Below are 19,805 nucleotides of genomic sequence, written 5' to 3' on the forward strand. Positions count from 1 at the left end.
TTTTTGTTATTGAAGGAATGCATTCATAGCGACGGTGGGCTTTCCGGTGTTGTCAAAGGCCCCAAGCCCATAGCCTTGCCAGTTGTTATAACATTCAGGCTCCCAGTAAAAGACCCCCAATCCCTTCCCGCCGCCAACGGCCCTGACCTTGTGGATCAGATCGGTGATAAAGGCTTGACAGTCGGTGGCTTCGTCGGCAGGCATGCCCACTTCGACGATCATTACCGGTTTATTATACCGCGTGACCATATCGTTCATATTCACGGCACAGGATTGATTGTAAGAAGCCCAGGTGCTTTGATTAGGATAGAGCGACATGCCGATGATATCGTACTGGGCGCCGTTGGCCGTCAACCCGTCGAACATCCAGCGGAAGAGGCTATTGTCATAGCCGTTGGAGATATGGACGATGACTTTGGTAGTGTCGCTCACCGCCTTGACGGCCTTGTAGCCCGCGCTGACCAGTGCGGCAAAATTAGGCATGTTCGTCGACGCGCGGCCGAGGGGCCAGCACATCCCGTCGTTGGTCTCGTTGCCCACCTGTACCCAGGAGGGCACCACGCCGGCGGCTTTTAGGGTGTCCATGACACCCGTCGTATAGGTGGAGATGGCATTGGTTAATGCAGGCAGATCGTAAGCGGCCCAGGCGGCGGGAGGCGCCTGGTGTCCGGGATCGGCCCAGGTATCGCTGTAGTGAAGATCGAGCAGGACCCGGAGGCCGAGCTTTTTGGCGCGGACCGCTTTTGCAACGACGTCGGTGGTGTTGCACCAGCCGCCCGTGGGATTGACCCAGGCCCGGAGACGGATCGTATTGATGCCGAGGGTCTGCAGGAGGGCCATGCCATCCATGGCCGTACCGGTGGAATTATAGAATTTGACCCCGGAAGCCTCCATCTGAGTGATCCAGCTTACATCGGCGCCTTTGAAGATAAAAGTGTCGGCAGTGGGTTTTGTCCCACCGCCGACAGGAGTTCCGCTGTTCTTTTTACAATTGCTAAACCCGATGAACAACAGGACAGAGGTTAATATCGATAAGATGAGCCGCATTTCATTCAATTATTGTACGGAATACCCATAGTTGCCGGCGCCCTGGCTAAGATCGAGCGTAACGGTGAAGGTGCCTGATTTGGTAACCGGGATATTACCGCTGCTGTTGCCCAGCACGAGGTTCCCCTTGCTATCGAGGCCGTATTGGTTGTCCCAGTCGGACATGCTGACAAATTTGAAATTCGTTCCACCCGTCAGGGCAACACCACTGGCTTTCCAGGTGTTGGATACCGCGTCGAAGGTCATCGGGGTAGCAGTGGTGCTCCAGGAGTTGAAATCGCCGGCGACATACCAGGCCGTAGGGGTAAAGCTAAGCGTCAGAGCGGTGACATCGGCTACGACCCGGCAGTATCCCGGACCGCCAAAATACAAATTACCGCCCGTGGGACTCATGGTCGTTTGTGTTCCGCCCCAGCCATAGGCAGTGCCGTTCCAGTCCGGTTCGACGCAGAGCTTGAAGAGGTTGCTGCTGTTGGGGAAGTTGACATAGCCTTCGTAGGTGCTATTGCTCTTTACCGAAGCGAGGATCCAGCCGGGCTGGTCTTTCTGAACCCAGTTGGGAATGAGGAAATCTCCGGCCACAAAGAGCTCGGGATATTTGACGAACACCTTGTAGGGTGTAACGGTAATGCCCAGGTCGGAGGTCAGGGGGGCGACGGCGGACGTGGTGCCGTTGCTTTGGTTGACGTCGACCTTGAGGCGGACGACGATGGCGCTGGCTACACCGGGGGTGAGGCCGAGTTGATTGACGAGGTGGTTGAAATCGGTTCCTAACCAACTTTTGCTGAGGCTGTCGGTCGTGATCGTGGTCCTGAGAGCGTTGGACCAACCGGTGGCCCCGGCGGTGTCGGCGGCCTGATCGATAAGCAGCGTATAGGTGACGGGAACACTGGCGCCGTAGGTCAGCGCCGGCCATTTGAAGACGGCCACCATGACGGAGTCATTGGCCGTGGAGAGAACGATGGTATTGGAAGAGGCGGTGAACCCGCTGATGGCTGCAGGACTTTGCAGGGTGGCCTGCGGGAGCTCTCTTTTACAGCCGGCGATGAAGATGCCCAGCGCCAGACTCGTGATATAGAATAGCTTTTTCATGTTTTATGATTTGATGGATCAATACCCGGGATTTTGTTTGAGATTCGGATTCGAGGACAGATCGGTGCTTGGGATCGGGAAGAGATTGTATTTGTCGGCGACGGCCGTTCCGCTTTCAACGCCGCCCTTCCAGGCCCAGAGATAGGCGCCGGTGGTGAACTTGCCATAGCGGATGAGGTCGGTGCGCCGGCAAGCCTCATAGTAGAGTTCGCGGCCGCGTTCGTCGAGGATGAAGTCCGTTGTAAGCTGCCCTGCCGGGATAACGCCCGCCGCGCCGCCATAGGCCCGGCTTCGGAGAGAATCGACGTACTTCAGTGCCGTGCCGGCATCGCCGCCCGTGCCGCCGCGAAGGACGGATTCCGCATAGATGAGATAGATCTCACCAAACCGGAAGAGGGGGAAGTCGATGTCCGAGTAGTTACCCGCGGGGTCTGCATGCGGAGCGGGAGCGCCGCTCTTGGTGATATTGCGGTATTTGAAAGTGGAGAAGCCGGCGGTAGCCGTATACATATCGGTCATGTCCAGGGTCTGGCCGGTCTGCCAAAACTGGGCCCGGTGGTCGGTATTCCCGCTATAGTCGGGGAAGAGCTGAACGGACTGCTGGGTGAGCCGCAAGCCGGTCCAGCTGCCGTTGCAGCCGGTGATGGTGCCGGGAATATTTGCCGGTCCATGGATCAGGTAGGTCGTACCGCCATAGTTTTGGATATAGGTGCCATCATACGCGATGGTGAAGATGTTTTCGTCGATATTGAGGTTGTTATCGGCGCGGAACAACTCGCTATAGTTGGGATGAAGGCTATAGCCTGCGACCGTGATCTTGTTGCAATACGTAATAGCGTCGGTATAACGGGCGGTGCCGGTATAGACCTGTGCGTTGAGATACAGGCGGGCGAGGAGGGCCCAGGCGGCAGCCTGGTCGGCGCGCCCATATTCATTGGTATGGGGCGCGACGAGGCCGCTATCAGCGGCGCCCTTCAATTCGGACTCGACATATTTGAAGAGATCGGCCCGGCTTATCTGCTTGGGAATGGTGGAGGCGATAGCATCCTTCTCCGTTACAAACGGCGGATTGCCATACAGGTCCATCAGCACCCAGTACTGGTAGGCACGAAGGAAGCGGGCCTCCGCGCGGTAATGTCGGATGGAGTCGACACTCTGGCTGGGGAAGTGCTTCCCGTCGAGTACGCCGTCGGCCGACTGCCGGATGAACTCGTTGCAAAGGGCGATCTGAAAAAAGCTACGGTAGTAGAGTCCGTCGACGATGGGATTGATGGAAGACCAGCTCATCTCATGGAGCCCCTGGATGCCCGCATCGTTCTGCCAGGTCCATGCCCCTTCATCGGTAGTCAGTTCCTGCAGGTTGAAGTAAAGCCGGAGAAAATCGGAGTTGCCTTCGTCGTTGATGATCTGCGTGGGAATATCGGGATTACCGGTACCGCCGGTGTTGCCGGTGTTGGCGAAGGCTGCATATACCTTTGCCAGGCCTTCCTTATAACCCGTAGAGGTGCTATAGGCCTTGTCCGGCGTGATATCGTTCGTCGGCAGGCGGTCGAGCTTTTTGGTACAGGCCGCTGCCGAAAGGCAGAGGGCGGCGGCAATATAGAAGATGTTGTTGTTCATTTTTCTTTTTTTAGAAGTCAAGGTTCAGACCCAGGAAGTAGGTCCGTGGGCGCGGATAGAGATTGTTATCGATGCCGGGGTTGCCGGGGCCGACGTCGGTGCCCGCGGAGATCTCAGGATCGATGCCTTTGTATTTGGTGATGACGAAAACGTTCTGTACACCGGCGATGAAGCGCAGGTTGGTGTGCGTATGGCTGATCGCCCCGAAATTGTAACCGGCGGAGAGGTTATCCATTCGCAGGAACGAGGCGTTTTGGATATAGTAGTCGCTTAACAGCTGCTGTGCGTTGCCGCCTTTGAAGTGGGTGACGAGGTAATTCGTCGAGCCATTGTAAAGCACACTGTTGCCGAGGATCTGGTTCAGGGTGCCCGTCTGGCTGAAGATATTGTTATAAGAATAGTTGCCCAGCGAGGCGCGGAGGACAAAACCGGCGTTCCAGCGGCCGACAGTCACGTTGGTGGTAAAGCCCATGAAGGTCTGGGGATCGGCGGGTTTTGTTTTAAAGAGATCCTGCTGGTTGATGATGCCGTCGTGGTTCTTATCGACAAAGACCCCTTCGATCGGCTGACCCTTCGCGTCGTACACCTGCTGATAAAGATTGAAGGTATTCTTGGGTCCACCCACGGCATTGATCAGTCCGAACTGGCCTCCGATGCCGCCGGCGATGGCGCCGCTGGCAAAGCCGGGATAGCTGGTGTCGCCGGGGATGACCGTAAGGTTGGTGATCCGGTTCTTGTTATAGGTGATGTTGAACCCGAGGTCCCAGGTGACCCGGTTGGTGCGGATGGGTTGGAAGTTGATACTGAACTCTACGCCTTTGTTGGTCATGTCGCCGACATTGGCGAGGATATAGGCGGAGAAGTTGCTGCCGGCAGGTTGTGGGATCGAGTTGAGAAGGTTGGTGGTTTTCTTGTAATAATAGTCGACGCTGCCGGAGATGCGGTTATCGAGAAACCCATAGTCGAGTCCGATGTTGGAAGTGGCGGTCTGTTCCCATTTGACATTGGGATTATAACCGCCGGGCCGGTAGCCCTGGTAATAGCTGTCGCCAAACTGGTACGAGGCGTTGGAGTTGCTCAGCGCATAGACGGACAGGTAGGCATAGTTGGCGATGCCATCCTGCTGGCCGGTGACGCCATACCCCGCGCGCAGCTTGAGGTTGGATACCGCGTCTACCCCGCTGAGGAAGGATTCGGATTTTAACCGCCACGCAACAGCGACGGAGGGGAAGGTCCCATATTTATTGCTGGGGCCGAAACGGGAGGAACCATCGCGGCGGATGGTGGCCGTCAGCAGGTACTTATCCGCGTAGCTGTAGTTGGCCCGGCCGAACCAGGAGAGCAGGGTATGCTCCGGTTTGTCGAACGGAAAGGCCGGGTCGGAATTGGGAACCTTTGAGCCGCTGGCATAGAAGCTGGCGTAATTGTAAACTTTGGTGAGATAATTATTATAGGAATACCCGCCCAGCACATCAAAATGGCTGTGGATGGATGCGATGTCCTTGCTATAGCTGAGATAGGCTTCGAAGAGCGTGTTTGTCTTGGTCGTACGGTAACGGTTGTTCTGGCCGCCGGTGCCGCCGGCGATATAAGATTCAGCGGCGCTGTCGGGGACGAAAGTGGTGCCTTTCCCGTCGGATACGTCGTAGCCGGCGTTGATATTGGCATGTAGCTCAGGCAGGAAATGGAATTTATAATCCACCTGTAGGTTACCGATACTTCGCTTGGGAGTGGACCGGTTGTAATGCTCTTCGAGCAGGCCGAGAGGGTTGCGGCCGGCAAGGTTCGTAAGCCCGGTGGGGTTGGTGGGGTCCAGCCATTCGAAGTAACCGCCATACCGGCTGCTCTTGGAGTAAACGGCTTGAGTGGGATCGAAGGTGACGGCGCCGCCGATAGCACCCTGGTTGGCGAAACGGGTATGCTGGGCGCTGCCTTTCAGGTTGAGGTCGATCCGCAGGTGGTTGTCAAAAAGAACGGGGTTGATGGCAAGCCCCACGGAAGTACGCTGGAGGTTATCCGTCTTCAGGATACCATTTTGATCCTGATAGCCGATGGAGAGGCGATAGGGCAGCTTTTTCAGGCCGCCGCTGATGCTGAGGTTGTTGTTCGTGCCAAAGGCGTCCTGGAAGACCTGGTCCTGCCAGTTCGTGTTGGCTCCGCCCATCATTGCCTTTTGGGCTGCGGTGCCGCTGGTATTAACAATCGAGCGGAACTGCGCAGCGCTGAGGACCGGGACTTCCTTTACCAGGGTGCCTACGCTGTTGGTCGAGTTGAGGTTGACCTTTAAGGCGCCGCCCCTGCCCTTTTTTGTCGTGACCAGGATCACCCCGTTGGCGGCGCGGGTCCCGTAGATCGCGGCGGAGGAAGCGTCTTTGAGAACGGTAAACGACTCAATATCGTTGGGGTTCATGAAGCTGAGGGGGTTGCCGGCGCCGGCGATGGCGTCGTTGTCGAGGGGGACCCCGTCGATGACGATCAGCGGGCTGTTGCTGGCATTGAGGGAGGCGCCGCCGCGGATGCGGATGGTGCTGCCCGCGCCGGGCTGGCCACCGTTGGAGACGACGGAGACCCCGGCTACTTTACCGGCGATCAATTGTTCCGGCGTCGTGATGCTTCCTTTCTGGAAGTCTTTTTCGCCGACGGTGGCGATGGCGCCGGTGACGTCCGTCTTGCGGACGGTCCCATAGCCGATGACGACGATCTCATTCAGGCCGGAGCTGCTGCCGGTGAGCGCGATGTTCATGTCGCCGGCCGCAACGGGTCGCTCAAGGGTGCCAAAGCCGATAAAGGAGAAGACGAGGGTTTTTACGTAGTCATTGACGGTGATGGTGAAACTGCCGTCGTTGCCGGTGACCACCCCGCTTTTGAGGTCACCTTTTGGCTGGACGGAAACGCCGGCCAGCGGAGAGCCGTCTTTTGCGTCCGTCACCTTGCCCGTAACAGTCTTTTTTTGGGCAAAAAGGGCGGAGCTCAGGCATAGTAATAAAAGCAGGATGGGAATCCTTACAAGCAATCGTTTTTGCATAATGCGAGTTGGTTTTGAACTTAATACAAGGTAAGGGCTGTTCGGGAGAGGCCTTTGTTCTAACGGTTATTTCTGTGGTTCTACTGTTCATTCCGGCATTTGACGGGCATCGATGGGTGGAAAACTGAACGCCAGGAAGTAAATTTGAGTAAATGATATTGCCTGCCATGTGGAGGATACTTATAATATTAGGTGTGTCCGGGTTTGCCGGCGTCGTCCATGCCCAGGGACCAAGACTACGTTTCACGCATTTGTCCGGGGAGCAGGGGTTGTCCAACAGCACGATCGAAGCTATCTGCCAGGATAACCAGGGGTTCATCTGGATCGGGACCCGGGACGGGCTCAACCGCTACGACGGCCATGAAATGGTGGTCTATCGGAACGACCCCGCGGACAGCGGAAGCATCAGCGACGGATATATCCGGTGTATCTATGAAGACCGGGATCACCAACTCTGGATCGGAACAGTCAATGGACTCAACCGGCTGGACCGGAGGAAGGACCGTTTCACCCGCTGGAAACACCGCGACGACGACACGGGAAGTCTCAGCAACAGCGGGATCACCGCCCTGCTGGAGGACCACCGGGGACAATTCTGGGTTGCGACCTCCGGCGGCATGAACCTGCTCGACAGGAAGACGGGAAGATCCCGGCATTTCCGGATGGGCGGCGGTCCCGGATCGCTGCGCGACGACCGGATCAACTGCCTGCACGAGGATAAAACGGGGCAGATCTGGGTGGGTACACAGTCGGGACTCGATGTTTTTCATCCTGAATCGGGAAAGTTCACGGCGATAGAGAACCCCGCGATTACCAATGCCAGCGGGAATACGATCATCGCCATCCGGGAGGACCGGCAGGGTAATCTCTGGCTGGGCACCGAAGACGATGGTCTGTATCTTTTCGATCCGCTGCGGAAATCCTTCACGCGATACGGGCATTCCGACAAGGAACCCGGCAGCCTCGGGAACAATATGATCAAGTGTATGCTCACCGATCACAAGGGTCAGGTCTGGGCAGGCAGCATCAATGGGGGACTCAATCTTTTTTATGCTTCTTCCGGTTCCTTCTTTCACTATACCTATGAACCCGGCAACGGGACGAGCCTTTCCCAACGGACCATCTCCGCGCTATTCGAAGACCGCCAGGGAAATCTGTGGGTGGGCACGCACCGGGGCGGCATCAATATCTACTCCCCCGGGATGGATAAATTCAACCTGTATCGCCAGGAACCGGCGGCAAACAGCCTTTCTTATAATGATGTGAAGGCATTTTGCGAAGACCGGACCGGGAATATCTGGGTAGGCACCGATGGTGGAGGACTCGATCTTTTCCTGCGGGACGAACGGATCTTCCGGCATCACCGCAACGATCCGTATAACGAACGGAGCATCGGCTCGAACGCCGTACTGGATGTCTTTCAGGACCGGGAAGGAGAGCTCTGGGTCTCCACCTGGGGTGGCGGGCTAAATCGTTTTAACCGGGAGCGCGGGGATTTTACCCGGTATCAGAATGTAGCCGACGATCCGCATTCGATCAGTTCGAACTTTGTACAGAAGACCTTTGAGGACTTTTCCGGAAATCTATGGGTGGCGACCTACTATGGCGGGTTGAACATCTTCGACCGGAAGAAGGAGCAGTTTACCCGGCTGATCGATGATCCGACCGGGAAGACGAGTCTAACGGGGAAGAACATCGTGTCTTTGCTGGACGACAAAGAAGGCAGGATCTGGATCGGCACCGACGACGGCGGGCTCAACTGTTGGAACGAGAGCACAAGACATTTTACGCATTATTTTGATAAAGAAGAGAAGATGCCCGACTTGCGGGTGTTGTTCGTGGACAGCCGCGGCCGGCTTTGGGTAGGTCAGAAGGGTTTATACCTGTTTGATGCCGCGCGGGACCGCTTTCTGCTTTATCCCAACCGGGCCGGACTGGCGGGTGAATTCATCAAGGGCATCACCGAGGACGGCGCGGGTATCCTGTGGGTCGCAACGTCCAACGGGCTTACCCGGCTCGACCCCGAGACGAATATTTTCAAAAAATACAATACGGGGGATGGTTTGCAGGACCTGGAATTCGAAGCCAACGCTTTTTTAAAGACCAAAGATGGGGAGATGTATTTTGGTGGGATCAATGGGTTCAACAGCTTTTATCCCGGGGCGATCTCCGCCAACTCTTTTATCCCGCCGGTATATATCACCGGATTTCAGCTGTCCAACCGCAAGGTACGGCCGGATGACGGCATCGGACCCCTAACCGAGGACATCAGCGGGACAAAAGAGATCATGCTTTCCTACAGGCAGTCTACGTTTTCCTTTACCTTCTCGGCACTGAACTATACGACCCCGGAGAACAATCAATATGCTTACCGGTTGGAGCAGCTGGATACGGCATGGAACTATGTCGGCAAGGAGAACAAGGCCGTTTACACCAACCTCAGTCCCGGGAGTTATGTCTTCCGGGTAAAGGCCTCTAATAATGATGGGATCTGGAATGACGAAGGGGCTTCGATCCGCGTGGTCATCACCCCGCCCTTCTGGCGGACAGGCTGGTTTACCACATTGCTCGTGGCCCTGGTGGTGTCGGGTCTATACCTGCTTTATAAGTTCCGTACCCGGCTGAAAATGCGGCAACTGGAGGAGAAGAAACGGGAGGAGATGCGCCAGGTCCAGCTGCAATTCTTCACCAACGTCTCCCACGAATTTCGCACGCCGCTTTCGCTGATCCTCGGCCCGCTGGAGAAGATGATGAAGGAACTTGACTCTCCCCTGCTGCAACGATATTTTCAGGGGATGCACCGGAATGCACAGCGGATGCTCCATCTGATCAACGAGCTGATGGACTTCGGAAAGCTGGAGAGCGGCGCACTCCGGCTTTGCGTGCAGCCGGGCAATCTGAATACGTTCATGGCGGAGCTGGCCGACGAGTTCAGGGATTGGGCAGTGCAGAAGGAACTGGATTTCTCCCTGCAGGGCGCGGTGTCCGGGGAAGTCTGGTTCGACCGGCAGGTGTTGGAGAAGACGGTGCTCAATCTGCTGCAGAATTCCTTTAAATATACGAATGTGGGCGGGCGGATCACCCTGCAGGTAATGGACACGCTGGAGGGGTTTGCCCCGTCCTTCGGAGGTGAGCTGATCCTCAAAAATCCATACCGGGGAACCCGTTATGCCTATATCCGTGTAGCGGATACCGGGATTGGCATCTCCGCAAACAGCATCCATCATTTGTTCGAGCGGTACTACCGGATCACCGAGTCACACCTGGGTTCGGGAGTGGGACTTGCCTTCGTGAAGAGCCTGGCGCTGCTGCACAAAGGCGACATCTACGTCTATAGCGAACGCCTGAAAGGTACAGAGATCATCATCGGGATCCCCATCGGTGAAGACGATTATGGCCCGGAGGAAAAGCGGGTCGTGGTTACGGAGGGTGGAGTGCGCCTGGAAAGCTTCCCGGCGGCGCGTGTGGAGAACAGGGCTTTGAATCTGCCGCCGGTGGAAACGATCCTGCTGGTCGAGGACAATGACGAGTTGCGGCATTTTCTGAAGGAATGCCTCTGTGCCCAATACCAGGTGGTGGAGGCCGTCGACGGACGCGATGGGCTCACCAAAGCGCACGAGATCGCGCCGGGGATGATCATCAGCGATGTGATCATGCCCGAGATGAACGGATTCGATCTCTGCCGGGCCGTGAAGCAGGATATCGATACCTGTCACATCCCCTTTCTGATGCTGACGGCGCGGACGGCGCCAGCAGCACAGTTGGAGGGCCTCGATGCCGGAGCGGATTACTATTTTGCCAAGCCCTTAAATATGGATCTGTTGTTGCTGACGATCCGCAACCGGTTCGACCGGGACCGGAAGCTGAAGGACCGGTATTCCCGGGATTCACAGGTCGAGGCGATGGAGCTGGTGCATTCGGAGAAGGACCGGGAATTTATGAAGCGGTTGCTCGAGACGATCGATTCGCAGCTGTCGAACCCGGATTTCGATATCGAATGGCTTTGCCAGGAGATGGGGATGAGCCGGACAAAGCTGTATCAAAAGATCAAAGGGATCAGTCAGCAGTCGATCGGCGATTTTATCCGGACGATCAGGCTGAAGAAGGCCGTGCAGATCATGACACATGAGGATGTGACGCTGACGGAGGTGATGATGCGCATCGGCATCCAGACCCAGTCATACTTTACCAAGGCGTTCAAAAAAGAGTTTGGAAAGACGCCTACGCAGTTTATGCAGGAGATGCGGCGATAGCACGCAGCTGACACGGGCCGGAGCGAACAATGAACGTATCGAAAGCGGACAGCGGGGGGTGGCCGGTTGGCATTACGTTACTGATAGTTAATAAGATATAAAAGCGGCATTCTTTTTAGAGCGAAAGGGTATGCTTAAAAACTACTTCAAGATTGCCTGGCGCAATCTTAAAAAAGATAAGCTATTCAGCTTTATCCATATATCGGGGCTGGCTTTAGGAATGGCCGTTGCCCTGCTGATCGGTCTCTGGGCCTGGTATATGTATTCCTACGACCGCTTCCTGCCACGGTATAAACAGGCATACCAGGTAAAGCTGAATTTTCGATACAATAGTAGTGTCAACACCCAAAGCGGCGCTCCCCTTCCACTGGCAACGGCGCTTCGCACTAAGATACCGGGCGTCCGCTATGTGGCGGAGTCCAACTGGATGTCCGCACGCTGGCTGTCGGCCGGCGAACATAAGCTACACCTGGAAGGGGGTATCATGGGCTCCGATTTCTTCCGCATCTTTCCATTTCCGTTTGTCGAGGGCGATACGGCCACGGCCTTGCGGGACCCCTACTCGATCGTGTTGACGCACTCTGCGGCCAGGGCCTTGTTTGGCTCCGAAGACGCCCTAAACAAGACGGTAGTTTTTGAGAACACCCATGAGTTGAAGGTCACGGGTGTGATGAAGGATATGCCGGGCAACTCTTCTTTCCAGATCAACTATGTCATTCCTTTCAGCTTTGTCGAGCAGACGGATAGCGGAGTAAAAAAAAGCATGTCGGACTGGGTGAACTGCTCCTTCCCTCTCTATGTCGGGCTCGAGCCGAATGCCTCCCCCGAGCAAGTTAACCGGCAGATCCGCGATCTGGCGCAGGAGCAGGAACATCCTGCGACGGTGAAGATCGAAGTCCTGCTGCACCCCCTGGCCAAGTGGCGGCTCTACCAAAACTTCGAGAACGGCAGGGCTGTCGGCGGGATGATCGAATTTGTCCGGATCTATACCCTGATCGGCGTGCTTGTGTTGCTCATCGCCTGTATCAATTTTACCAATCTCTCGACGGCAAGGTCCGAAAAGCGGGCAAAAGAAGTGGGTGTCCGAAAGGTAGTCGGGTCGGAACGCAAACATCTTATCCTGCAGTTTTTAACGGAATCGCTGGTCATCGCTTTTGTTGCCTTTGGCTTCGCCCTTATGCTGGCGCGGCTGGCGCTGCCGGGTTTCAATTCGATATTCCTCGCGAAGTTGACCATCCCGCTTTCGAATCCCATCTTTTGGGTTATTATGGGCGGGTATGTGCTGCTGACCGGGCTGCTGGCGGGTATCCGCCCGGCCTTCTACTTCTCCGGCTTCGAACCCGTGAAGATCTTGAAAGGGACGTTCACCTCAGGGCGATCGGCGGCCTGGAGCCGGAAGACGCTTGTCGTCCTGCAGTTCGCCTGTAGTTTCGCGCTGATCATCGTGACGCTGATCGTTTACCGTCAGGTGAAATATGCCCAGAGCAGGCCCGCAGGATATGATAAGAAGGGCCTGATCGCCGCCGACATCAGTGACGACCTGCGGAAGAACTTCGAGCCCTTGAAAAACGAGCTGCTGCAAAGCGGCATCGCCACCGCCGTTACCAAGTCATCCACCTCGCTTGACGGATGGGCGGCTTCCTTTGCCATCGAGGACTGGCCGGGCAGGAAAAAAGATGAATCGCTGGAGATGGTGGTCACTTCCGTTTCCCAGGATTATTTCAAAACAGTCGGAATGTCCATAAAAAAAGGCCGGGATTTCAAGGGCGATGTGGATACGATGAGCCTCATCCTGAATGAGGCCGCCGTCAAGCGGCTGCATCTTACAGACCCTGTAAATAAACTGATCAAACTTGACTATTCCAAGACGCCGATGCGGGTGGTGGGCGTCGTTAGAGATGCGGTGATGGGATCTGCTTTCGAGGCCGCCACTCCTACTCTTTTTTTATACAATACAGGATGGGCCGGCTCGATCCTGCTGCGGCTTTCACCGCAGGATATCCCCCAGGACGCCGTGAAGCAGTTGGCTTCCATTTTTGGAAAATACAATCCTGCTTACCCCTTTATCTATCATTTTGTCGATGAAGAGTATGCGCATAAATTCGACGCCGAATCACGCCAGGGCCAACTGATGGGGTTGTTTGCCACACTTGCCATCGTGATCTCCTGCCTGGGTCTGCTCGGCCTGGCGAGTTATATCGCCGAACGCCGGACAAAGGAGATCGGGATCCGGAAAGTAATGGGCGCATCCGTCTGGCGACTCTGGCGACTGCTCTCCTCGGAGCTTATCCTGCTGATCGTCATCAGTTGCGCAGTGGCATCGCCTTTCGCGTATTATTTTGCACAGGGATGGCTGGAGAAATATAGCTACCGGATCAGTATCGGGCCCGGTGTTTTCGTGATCGCGACCGCACTGGCGCTCTTTATCACCACCGTTACCATCAGCGTCCAGATCATCAGGGTAGCACTGATCAATCCTGTCAAAAGTCTTAGAAATGCTTAAGAAGTAATAGGTCACTTAAAAGAATACTCTACTGTTTTTGTCGCCTCACCAACGAGGCAGCTGTCCAGGTACCAGCTTTCGCCTACATTGTCGATGTCGTAAATAAACCCGACTTTGAGCTTTTCCTTCTCATAGCCGAAAGGCACTTTCTTTTCGAATACCAGTTGATGCTGCTGGTCGGGAACCGCGCTGATGGTCATCGGTACAATGCCGGAATCGAACAGGGTCTTTGCCTTGGTCGCCATGTAGATCCGAAAGCGGATCGTGTCGTGTTCAGCTGAAAAATCCTGCTTCGTATACAAAATATACCGGATCAGCCGCGGTTGCTCAGGTGTCGCATCCTTTTTGCAGCAGAGGATCGCCACTGAGAAAATAACGCATAGAATACCCAGCGTAAGGGTTGTTTGATGTTGTTTCATGTTAGCGTGTTAAATAGGTCAAGGAAATTAGAACGAACGGATATGCCGACCGGTTGCTTTATGGGTTGTTAAAATAATTTGCGTAGTTATACTTACAACATAAATGATTTTTACTATTGTTTATTTCAAATAAAAGTATTTTCTTCGCACTCACTACCTGAAATAATCCTACCCCCACCTCTACTTTTTACAGTTATCTGACTCCACTAGTAGCCCCTTCATACCTACACCCGCCTGCGCCTGCTTTGGTCACCTGAGAGCCTGTACATTCACTGTACCTGTATTACGGTAACTGTACCCATTTGTGTACATAATTGATTCATTGCTCAATCTATTGCTATGATTGACACAGCCATTTCTTTGCTTGAAAAGGAGCTGGTAAGCTACCTTTCATTCAAAGATTCGACGGCCACTGTCGTTGTTGATAACATCGGACTGCTTGAGACAGCCAATGGTGACAAACTCGCCAACAATATCGTCATTACGGTAGTAAACGTAGAAGAGGAGAGTACGCTGAAGAATCAGCCGCCGGTCCGCTACAATCCACCGAACAATGCCGTTTATCAGAACCCACCCGTGTTCCTGAACCTCTATGTATTGTTCACCAGCAATTACTGGGGTGACAAATATATATTCGCCTTACAGCGTATATCCCTTGTCGTTCAATTTCTCCAAAGCAAATCTGTGTTCTCCTATGCGGCTTCGACGGATGGACCGTTCAGCACGGACCCCGACCTGCTCAGCCTGCGATTCACGCTGGAGCTTTACACGCTGACCTTTGAACAGTTGAATCACCTGTGGGGATCGCTTGGCGGAAGACAGATACCCTTTGTCATGTACAAGTTGCGACTGGTGGCCATCAGCGACCGGGCCACCCTGCGGACCGTTCCACTGATAACGGAGATCGATTCGGATACAAGACCCTTATAGCCTGATACCTATTAATATTATGATCACCGAAATATACAAGATCCTGTTTGAAGTGCTGTTCCTGCATGAATACTATCTCACCGATGCCGACCAGAGTTCAGTGTTCGACGCGGCGAATATCGCCAACCCCGGCACTTATCTGACCAATCGCCTCCAGAAAAATGTGCCTTCAACGCTTGACGGCGTCCAGGTGGGTTTGCCGGCCGCCATGCAGCAGGTGTTTGCGCGGCAGCAACTGCGCTTGATCCCCGGCTACTCCGGTTTCCAGGTGGTGGCCCGGGTGACAGCGACAAAACAGGCCGACGGCACGATCGTCTACTCTCCTGTCGTGCCGCTGGACAGCACCACAAGTCTGTTGATGCTGATCCGGGAAAGGGGTGGCAGCCTGTCCGCGATCAGCAACGGCCGGATGCAGCGGAACACCGACGCGATCTACTTCTTTGGCAATACCCCGGTTCCCGGCGCCAGGACCTTTCCTTCGCTGTCCAATCCCATCCCGGCAAAGACGGCCGGCTATGCGTATGAGCAGGGAGAATTACTGAAGGATGGAAATACCATCAAGGCCTTTTATTTCGACGGCAAGAACCCCCAATATCTGCCGGTGACAGGCGATGGCTATATCAACGAAAGTGACAGGCTGCTGGTCGGCACAAGATTTGTCTACCGGTTTAAACCCACGGATGTGGTAACAAGCGCGGGGTTCTCCTTGCAGGATGCCACAGGAAAAGTGCTGAAGACGATAACGGCGGCGGCCACCGGTCCATTGACATCCGTGACGCTCGATTTTTCACAGGACGCACAGGGCAACGCTTTACCGATTACCACCGTTTCCAATGCTGTCCCGGTTGTCTATACGTTAAAAATAACCGGTACGGGTAACTATTCGCAGACCCTGCCGCTGGTGTTCTATGGCGATGTCAGCGAGTTGGGAGCGTCCTGGGGAGCAGTGCAAATCCAGGCAGCGGTCGCGGACACCGCCTTTAGCCTGCTGGATGGCAACGGCAACCTGTCAACAAGGATCAAGCCGGATGGGACGCTGGTGCCTCCGCCTTCCTTCCAACTGCGGATAAAAAGTCTTTTCCGCTTTAGAAAATATCTCAATAACGCGGGGCTTGCGCTAAGCGCCCCAGCCGGTAATCTCACGAGCTTCCTGCAACAAAGCGGCAGCGGACTGACGACGCTAACTCCCGTACCCCTCACCTACCTGCCTACCTTTTTTTCCACCGATCCGGCGGCTAAATCCCCCACCTGGGTCTACCTGCCCGCACCCGAGCCGGGAGGGACCACCGAGGCCAGCAACAACCAATTCTTCTCCGTGATACGAGTGCCGGAATCGAAACTGTTCCCCACTTCTCAATAAATATTTCAATGACTTATTAAAAAACAGAACAACATGGCTACAACGTTAAATCTAGCAACACCGGGGGTGTACATACAGGAGATCCCCGTCATCCCATCATCCATCGTCAGCGTTCCAACGGCGGTACCTGTATTCGCGGGTTACACCGCGATGGCCGCTGAGGGAACGAAGAGCCTGCATCTTGTCCCGTGGCAGATCGACAGTCTACTGGAATACACCCAGTTTTTCGGCATGGCGCAGGACGAGCCGGGCATCTCCGTCGCCATCGACGCCACGAAGATGCCGCCCGTTGCCGTCCCGATCGTGGATGAGGCAACCCGGTCGAAATACCTGATGTATTACGCGGTGCAGAACTATTTCGCGAATGGCGGCGGAACCTGCTATATCCTTTCCATCAATCCCTTTAACGCCGCGAACCCGGTGATCAATCTTTCGGATTTTCTGGATGCAAGCGGCGCATTCCGGCCGGAACTGGAAAAATACAACGACATCACACTCGTCGTTTGTCCCGATGCACTGGGAATGCCTTCGGCCGCCAATTACTACTCCCTGCAAAGCGCGGTGGTGGCGCACTGTGTGAAAATGCAAAACCGGATGGCGGTGATGGATGTCTTCCGCACGGCGGGCAATACCTGGCAACAGGATGTGGCCGTCCTGCGTAACCAGGACAAGAGCACCCCGCCCGTGGCCGGCCTGGTGGTACAGGAACTGGAAGACTATAAATACGCGGCCGTTTATTTTCCGCGGATAAAGACGACAAACGACTTCCAGGTGAGCGACGCCCTGGTGAAGGTGAACCTTACCACCGCCACCGGAACGGCGGCGACGACCCTTGATAAAATAAAGGGAACCAACAGTCAGGCATACTATGCAGCCCAGAACGCCATTCAGAACAACCTCGAGATGCTGATGCCCGCGGCTCCCGCGATGGTGGGGATCTATGCGGCAGTCGACAACTCCAGCGGGGTCTGGAAGGCGCCGGCCAATGTGGCGGTCCTGGAAACCGTAGACCTGGAAGAGCAGGTAAGTTCATTCGAGCAGGGGCAGTATCTCAATATCGATCCGGTGTCGGGTCTGTCAGTCAATGCCATCCGCAGCTTTCCCGGGCGAGGTCCGGCGATTGTCTGGGGGGCCCGGACGCTGGCCGGCAATGACAACGAATGGCGCTATATCCCCGTCCGCCGCTTCTTTTTCATGGCAGAACAATCGATCAAGAATGCCATCGAGCCCTTCGTATTCGAACCCAACGACAACAATACCTGGACCCGGGTAACGGCAATGATCAGCAATTATCTCACGGAGCTCTGGAAGGCGGGTGCGCTGATGGGCAGTACGACAAAGGATGCCTTCTTTGTGAATGTGGGTCTCGGATCCACGATGACGGCGCAGGATGTACTGGAAGGACGGATGATCGTACAGGTAGGAATGGCCGTCGTAAGACCCGCTGAATTCATCATCCTGCAATTCCTTCAGATGATGCCTTCCGCCTGATACACTAAGACAATTATTCAATTCTTAAACTTATAATTATGGACCAACCAAAGCCTTCCCAAAACCCCGATCCCGGTAAAAAGGAAAAGGATCGCGTAAAGCCAGAGGAAAAGGAGACGGCCACCCAGAAAAGCATCGACGCCGCCCGGCTGCTGTATTGCACCAATCTCCGAACCTCAAAGACCAATCAGAAAGCAGGTGAAAAAGCCTATGAACGGGCCGTAAGGATCTACCGGAAGAAGAAGAAATTATTCGAATGGACGGAGAACAACTATCGCATCTACCGCGATCTCGACATTTGTCTCGATACCGAGCTGACGACGGGCAACGCCGCACTGACGGATAATGTAACCGGCTACAACAAGCTGTCGGCAGCGCTGTATGCCAACCTGACGCAGATGACGACGGCGATAAAGACGCTGAAGACCAAGGTATCCGCTTTGCGCGACCAGGCCTCGGTACTGGAAAATTTCCGGAACGACCAGTGCAATGCCACCCAGTGGGCGTTGCTGACGGGAAAGAACCTGGAGAACTGCAAGGCCGATGCTCCGGTGCCCGCCCCGCGCGAACGGCCGGACGCCTGCAGGGATGCCGATAAGGTCTATGAAGAGTTGATCCTCATCCCCAAGAAGGTGCTCGTGTTTGACGTCGATTCCCTTTTACAGTCCTCGGCGGACGTTACGGGCATCCAGACCTTCTCGAATATCTCCGTGCTGACCCAGTTACAGGTCGACCTGACGAAGGCTTCCTCGGCGCTTGTCACGCAAATCCAGGCCTCGGTGAAGACGCGCACGACGGATATGGCCACCGTGCAGGCCGATCTCATCGCCTCGGTGCAGGACTGCACCAAAACGGGTGTGGACGAATACAACAAGATCGCAGTATGCCATGCGGCGCATTTCTCGGTACAGTTCCTTTGCCAGCCGGATTGCGGTTGCGTGAAACCCTGGCAGGAGTCGGTGATCGCGCCAAGGCTGGATGACTGCGAATGCCGGATCTGCAAGATCGGCGAAGTGGTGAGAAGCGTCTATCGCGGCGGTGCGGTGGAATAATCCAATTTATTATTTATTAAACATCTTCTTATGATCAATGAATTCAAGTATACCGAACAACGGGAATACGACGATTCCAAAATCCTCAAGTGTTGTCCCGAGCCAAAGCCAAACCCGAACGAGCCGCCCAGCTCCGATTGCTGCTTTAACAACTGGCAGGCCGAACTGGATATCGTCAACTGGGAACTCACCGCCGTGACCACTGAGCTGACCCATGTACAGAAACATCTGACCGTTGTGACCACCCGTTACAACCGGCTCAAGACCTGGGGCGACGAACTCTCCTCCGCCAATGATCTGGCCTTCGCGGTTTGCCGGCAGTTGGAGATCATCGAAGCCCAGTTGGTCAATACCTGCAAGAATACCCAGTTCACGGTAAAAGGCGTCGAGATCCTGTATTGTATGGTCCGGGAGTTCTATCTCACACTGGATCAGCTGCAGGCGAAATACGACTCGCTCCAGAACTGTATCAAATGCCTTAACAATCCTGCTTTGACGGCGACAACAGGGGTCGGCAAAGTGCTGGCTGACTATGGCACGGCGCTGAATGCGGTGCTGGCGACAAGAGATGCGCTGATCGTATTGGTCATGAGCGCGATGGATTCGGCCATCAGCCTTCACCGGCAGATCTGTGACCAGTACGGCTACAAGCGGCTGATCCGCATCTGGCAGGACACGCTGGCCTGTGGTATCCCCTGCGAGGATGGACCGGTGATCCGCCCGTTGGAGGCAAAGCCGGAAAGAGGTGGGATACCGGGCGGTCCGGTGACGGAACCTTTCTGTCTGGAGCCGATCCTGGAATTCCCTATCTGCAATCAGGCTTATTACCGGGAGATCCATCAGCTCTTCGAAGCCGAACGGCGGGAGATGAGGGAACTGACCAACGAGGTGAAAGAGCTTACCAAACGGCAGCTGGCCTTGCAGGCCATCCAGCAGAGCTTGCAAAACGCATTGAAGGAGGTAAACCCTGCCGTGCGTTGCAGCTAATTGATCATCGAAAATCTATTAATCAG

At 55.1% G+C, this 19,805-nt stretch carries 12 protein-coding genes; 7 read left to right on the plus strand and 5 right to left on the minus strand.

Features of this window, described 5'->3' with window-relative positions:
- Nucleotides 1-6: 6 nt before the first annotated feature.
- Genes VGM48_RS23470 through VGM48_RS23485 form a run of 4 tightly spaced genes read right to left on the minus strand, consistent with a single transcriptional unit; the run spans nucleotide 7 to nucleotide 6,784 of the window.
- On the minus strand, nucleotides 7-1,047 hold the full coding sequence (locus tag VGM48_RS23470; protein ID WP_331583140.1) for a glycoside hydrolase family 53 protein: 1,041 nt from the start codon (nucleotides 1,045-1,047) through the stop codon (nucleotides 7-9).
- Between the two features lie 9 nt (nucleotides 1,048-1,056).
- Entirely contained in the window at nucleotides 1,057-2,139 is a 1,083-nt protein-coding gene (locus VGM48_RS23475) for a SusE domain-containing protein (protein WP_331583142.1), read from the minus strand.
- An 18-nt stretch (nucleotides 2,140-2,157) separates the two neighbouring features.
- Nucleotides 2,158-3,759 (minus strand): RagB/SusD family nutrient uptake outer membrane protein, encoded by a 1,602-nt coding sequence (locus tag VGM48_RS23480; protein WP_331583145.1) that lies wholly within the window; start codon nucleotides 3,757-3,759, stop codon nucleotides 2,158-2,160.
- 10 nt (nucleotides 3,760-3,769) lie between these two features.
- Complete coding sequence (locus VGM48_RS23485; protein WP_331583147.1) at nucleotides 3,770-6,784, minus strand: TonB-dependent receptor; 3,015 nt, start codon at nucleotides 6,782-6,784, stop codon at nucleotides 3,770-3,772.
- A 167-nt stretch (nucleotides 6,785-6,951) separates the two neighbouring features.
- Between VGM48_RS23485 and VGM48_RS23490 the strand changes: the two genes are divergently transcribed.
- Together VGM48_RS23490 and VGM48_RS23495 are read left to right on the plus strand one after the other, a co-directional pair.
- Nucleotides 6,952-11,037, plus strand: coding sequence for a hybrid sensor histidine kinase/response regulator transcription factor (locus VGM48_RS23490; RefSeq protein WP_331583149.1), 4,086 nt, complete (start codon nucleotides 6,952-6,954; stop codon nucleotides 11,035-11,037).
- A gap of 130 nt (nucleotides 11,038-11,167) precedes the next feature.
- Nucleotides 11,168-13,540, plus strand: a complete 2,373-nt coding sequence (locus VGM48_RS23495; RefSeq protein WP_331583152.1) for an ABC transporter permease — start codon at nucleotides 11,168-11,170, stop codon at nucleotides 13,538-13,540.
- Nucleotides 13,541-13,551: 11 nt separating this feature from the next.
- Here VGM48_RS23495 and VGM48_RS23500 read toward each other — a convergent pair whose 3' ends face one another.
- On the minus strand, nucleotides 13,552-13,959 hold the full coding sequence (locus tag VGM48_RS23500) for a hypothetical protein (protein WP_331583154.1): 408 nt from the start codon (nucleotides 13,957-13,959) through the stop codon (nucleotides 13,552-13,554).
- A gap of 339 nt (nucleotides 13,960-14,298) precedes the next feature.
- On the opposite strand from VGM48_RS23500, the gene VGM48_RS23505 reads away from it, so the two are divergent.
- The 5 genes from VGM48_RS23505 to VGM48_RS23525 are packed head-to-tail and all read left to right on the plus strand — an operon-like array spanning nucleotide 14,299 to nucleotide 19,779.
- Nucleotides 14,299-14,889 carry a DUF4255 domain-containing protein gene (locus VGM48_RS23505; protein ID WP_331583155.1) on the plus strand — a complete coding sequence of 197 codons (591 nt, stop codon included), beginning with the start codon at nucleotides 14,299-14,301 and terminating at the stop codon, nucleotides 14,887-14,889.
- 19 nt (nucleotides 14,890-14,908) lie between these two features.
- The gene (locus tag VGM48_RS23510) at nucleotides 14,909-16,249 is read left to right on the plus strand and encodes a hypothetical protein (RefSeq protein WP_331583157.1); all 1,341 of its coding nucleotides are present in this window, start codon (nucleotides 14,909-14,911) and stop codon (nucleotides 16,247-16,249) included.
- 33 nt (nucleotides 16,250-16,282) lie between these two features.
- Nucleotides 16,283-17,740 (plus strand): phage tail sheath family protein, encoded by a 1,458-nt coding sequence (locus VGM48_RS23515; RefSeq protein ID WP_331583159.1) that lies wholly within the window; start codon nucleotides 16,283-16,285, stop codon nucleotides 17,738-17,740.
- 38 nt (nucleotides 17,741-17,778) lie between these two features.
- A complete protein-coding gene (locus tag VGM48_RS23520; protein WP_331583161.1) occupies nucleotides 17,779-18,792 on the plus strand; it encodes a hypothetical protein in 1,014 nt (337 codons plus the stop codon).
- Between the two features lie 30 nt (nucleotides 18,793-18,822).
- Complete coding sequence (locus VGM48_RS23525) at nucleotides 18,823-19,779, plus strand: hypothetical protein (protein WP_331583163.1); 957 nt, start codon at nucleotides 18,823-18,825, stop codon at nucleotides 19,777-19,779.
- The last annotated feature ends 26 nt before the right edge of the window (nucleotides 19,780-19,805 follow it).

It is taken from the genome of Puia sp. (assembly GCF_036500295.1).
Classification (GTDB): Bacteria; Bacteroidota; Bacteroidia; order Chitinophagales; family Chitinophagaceae; genus Puia.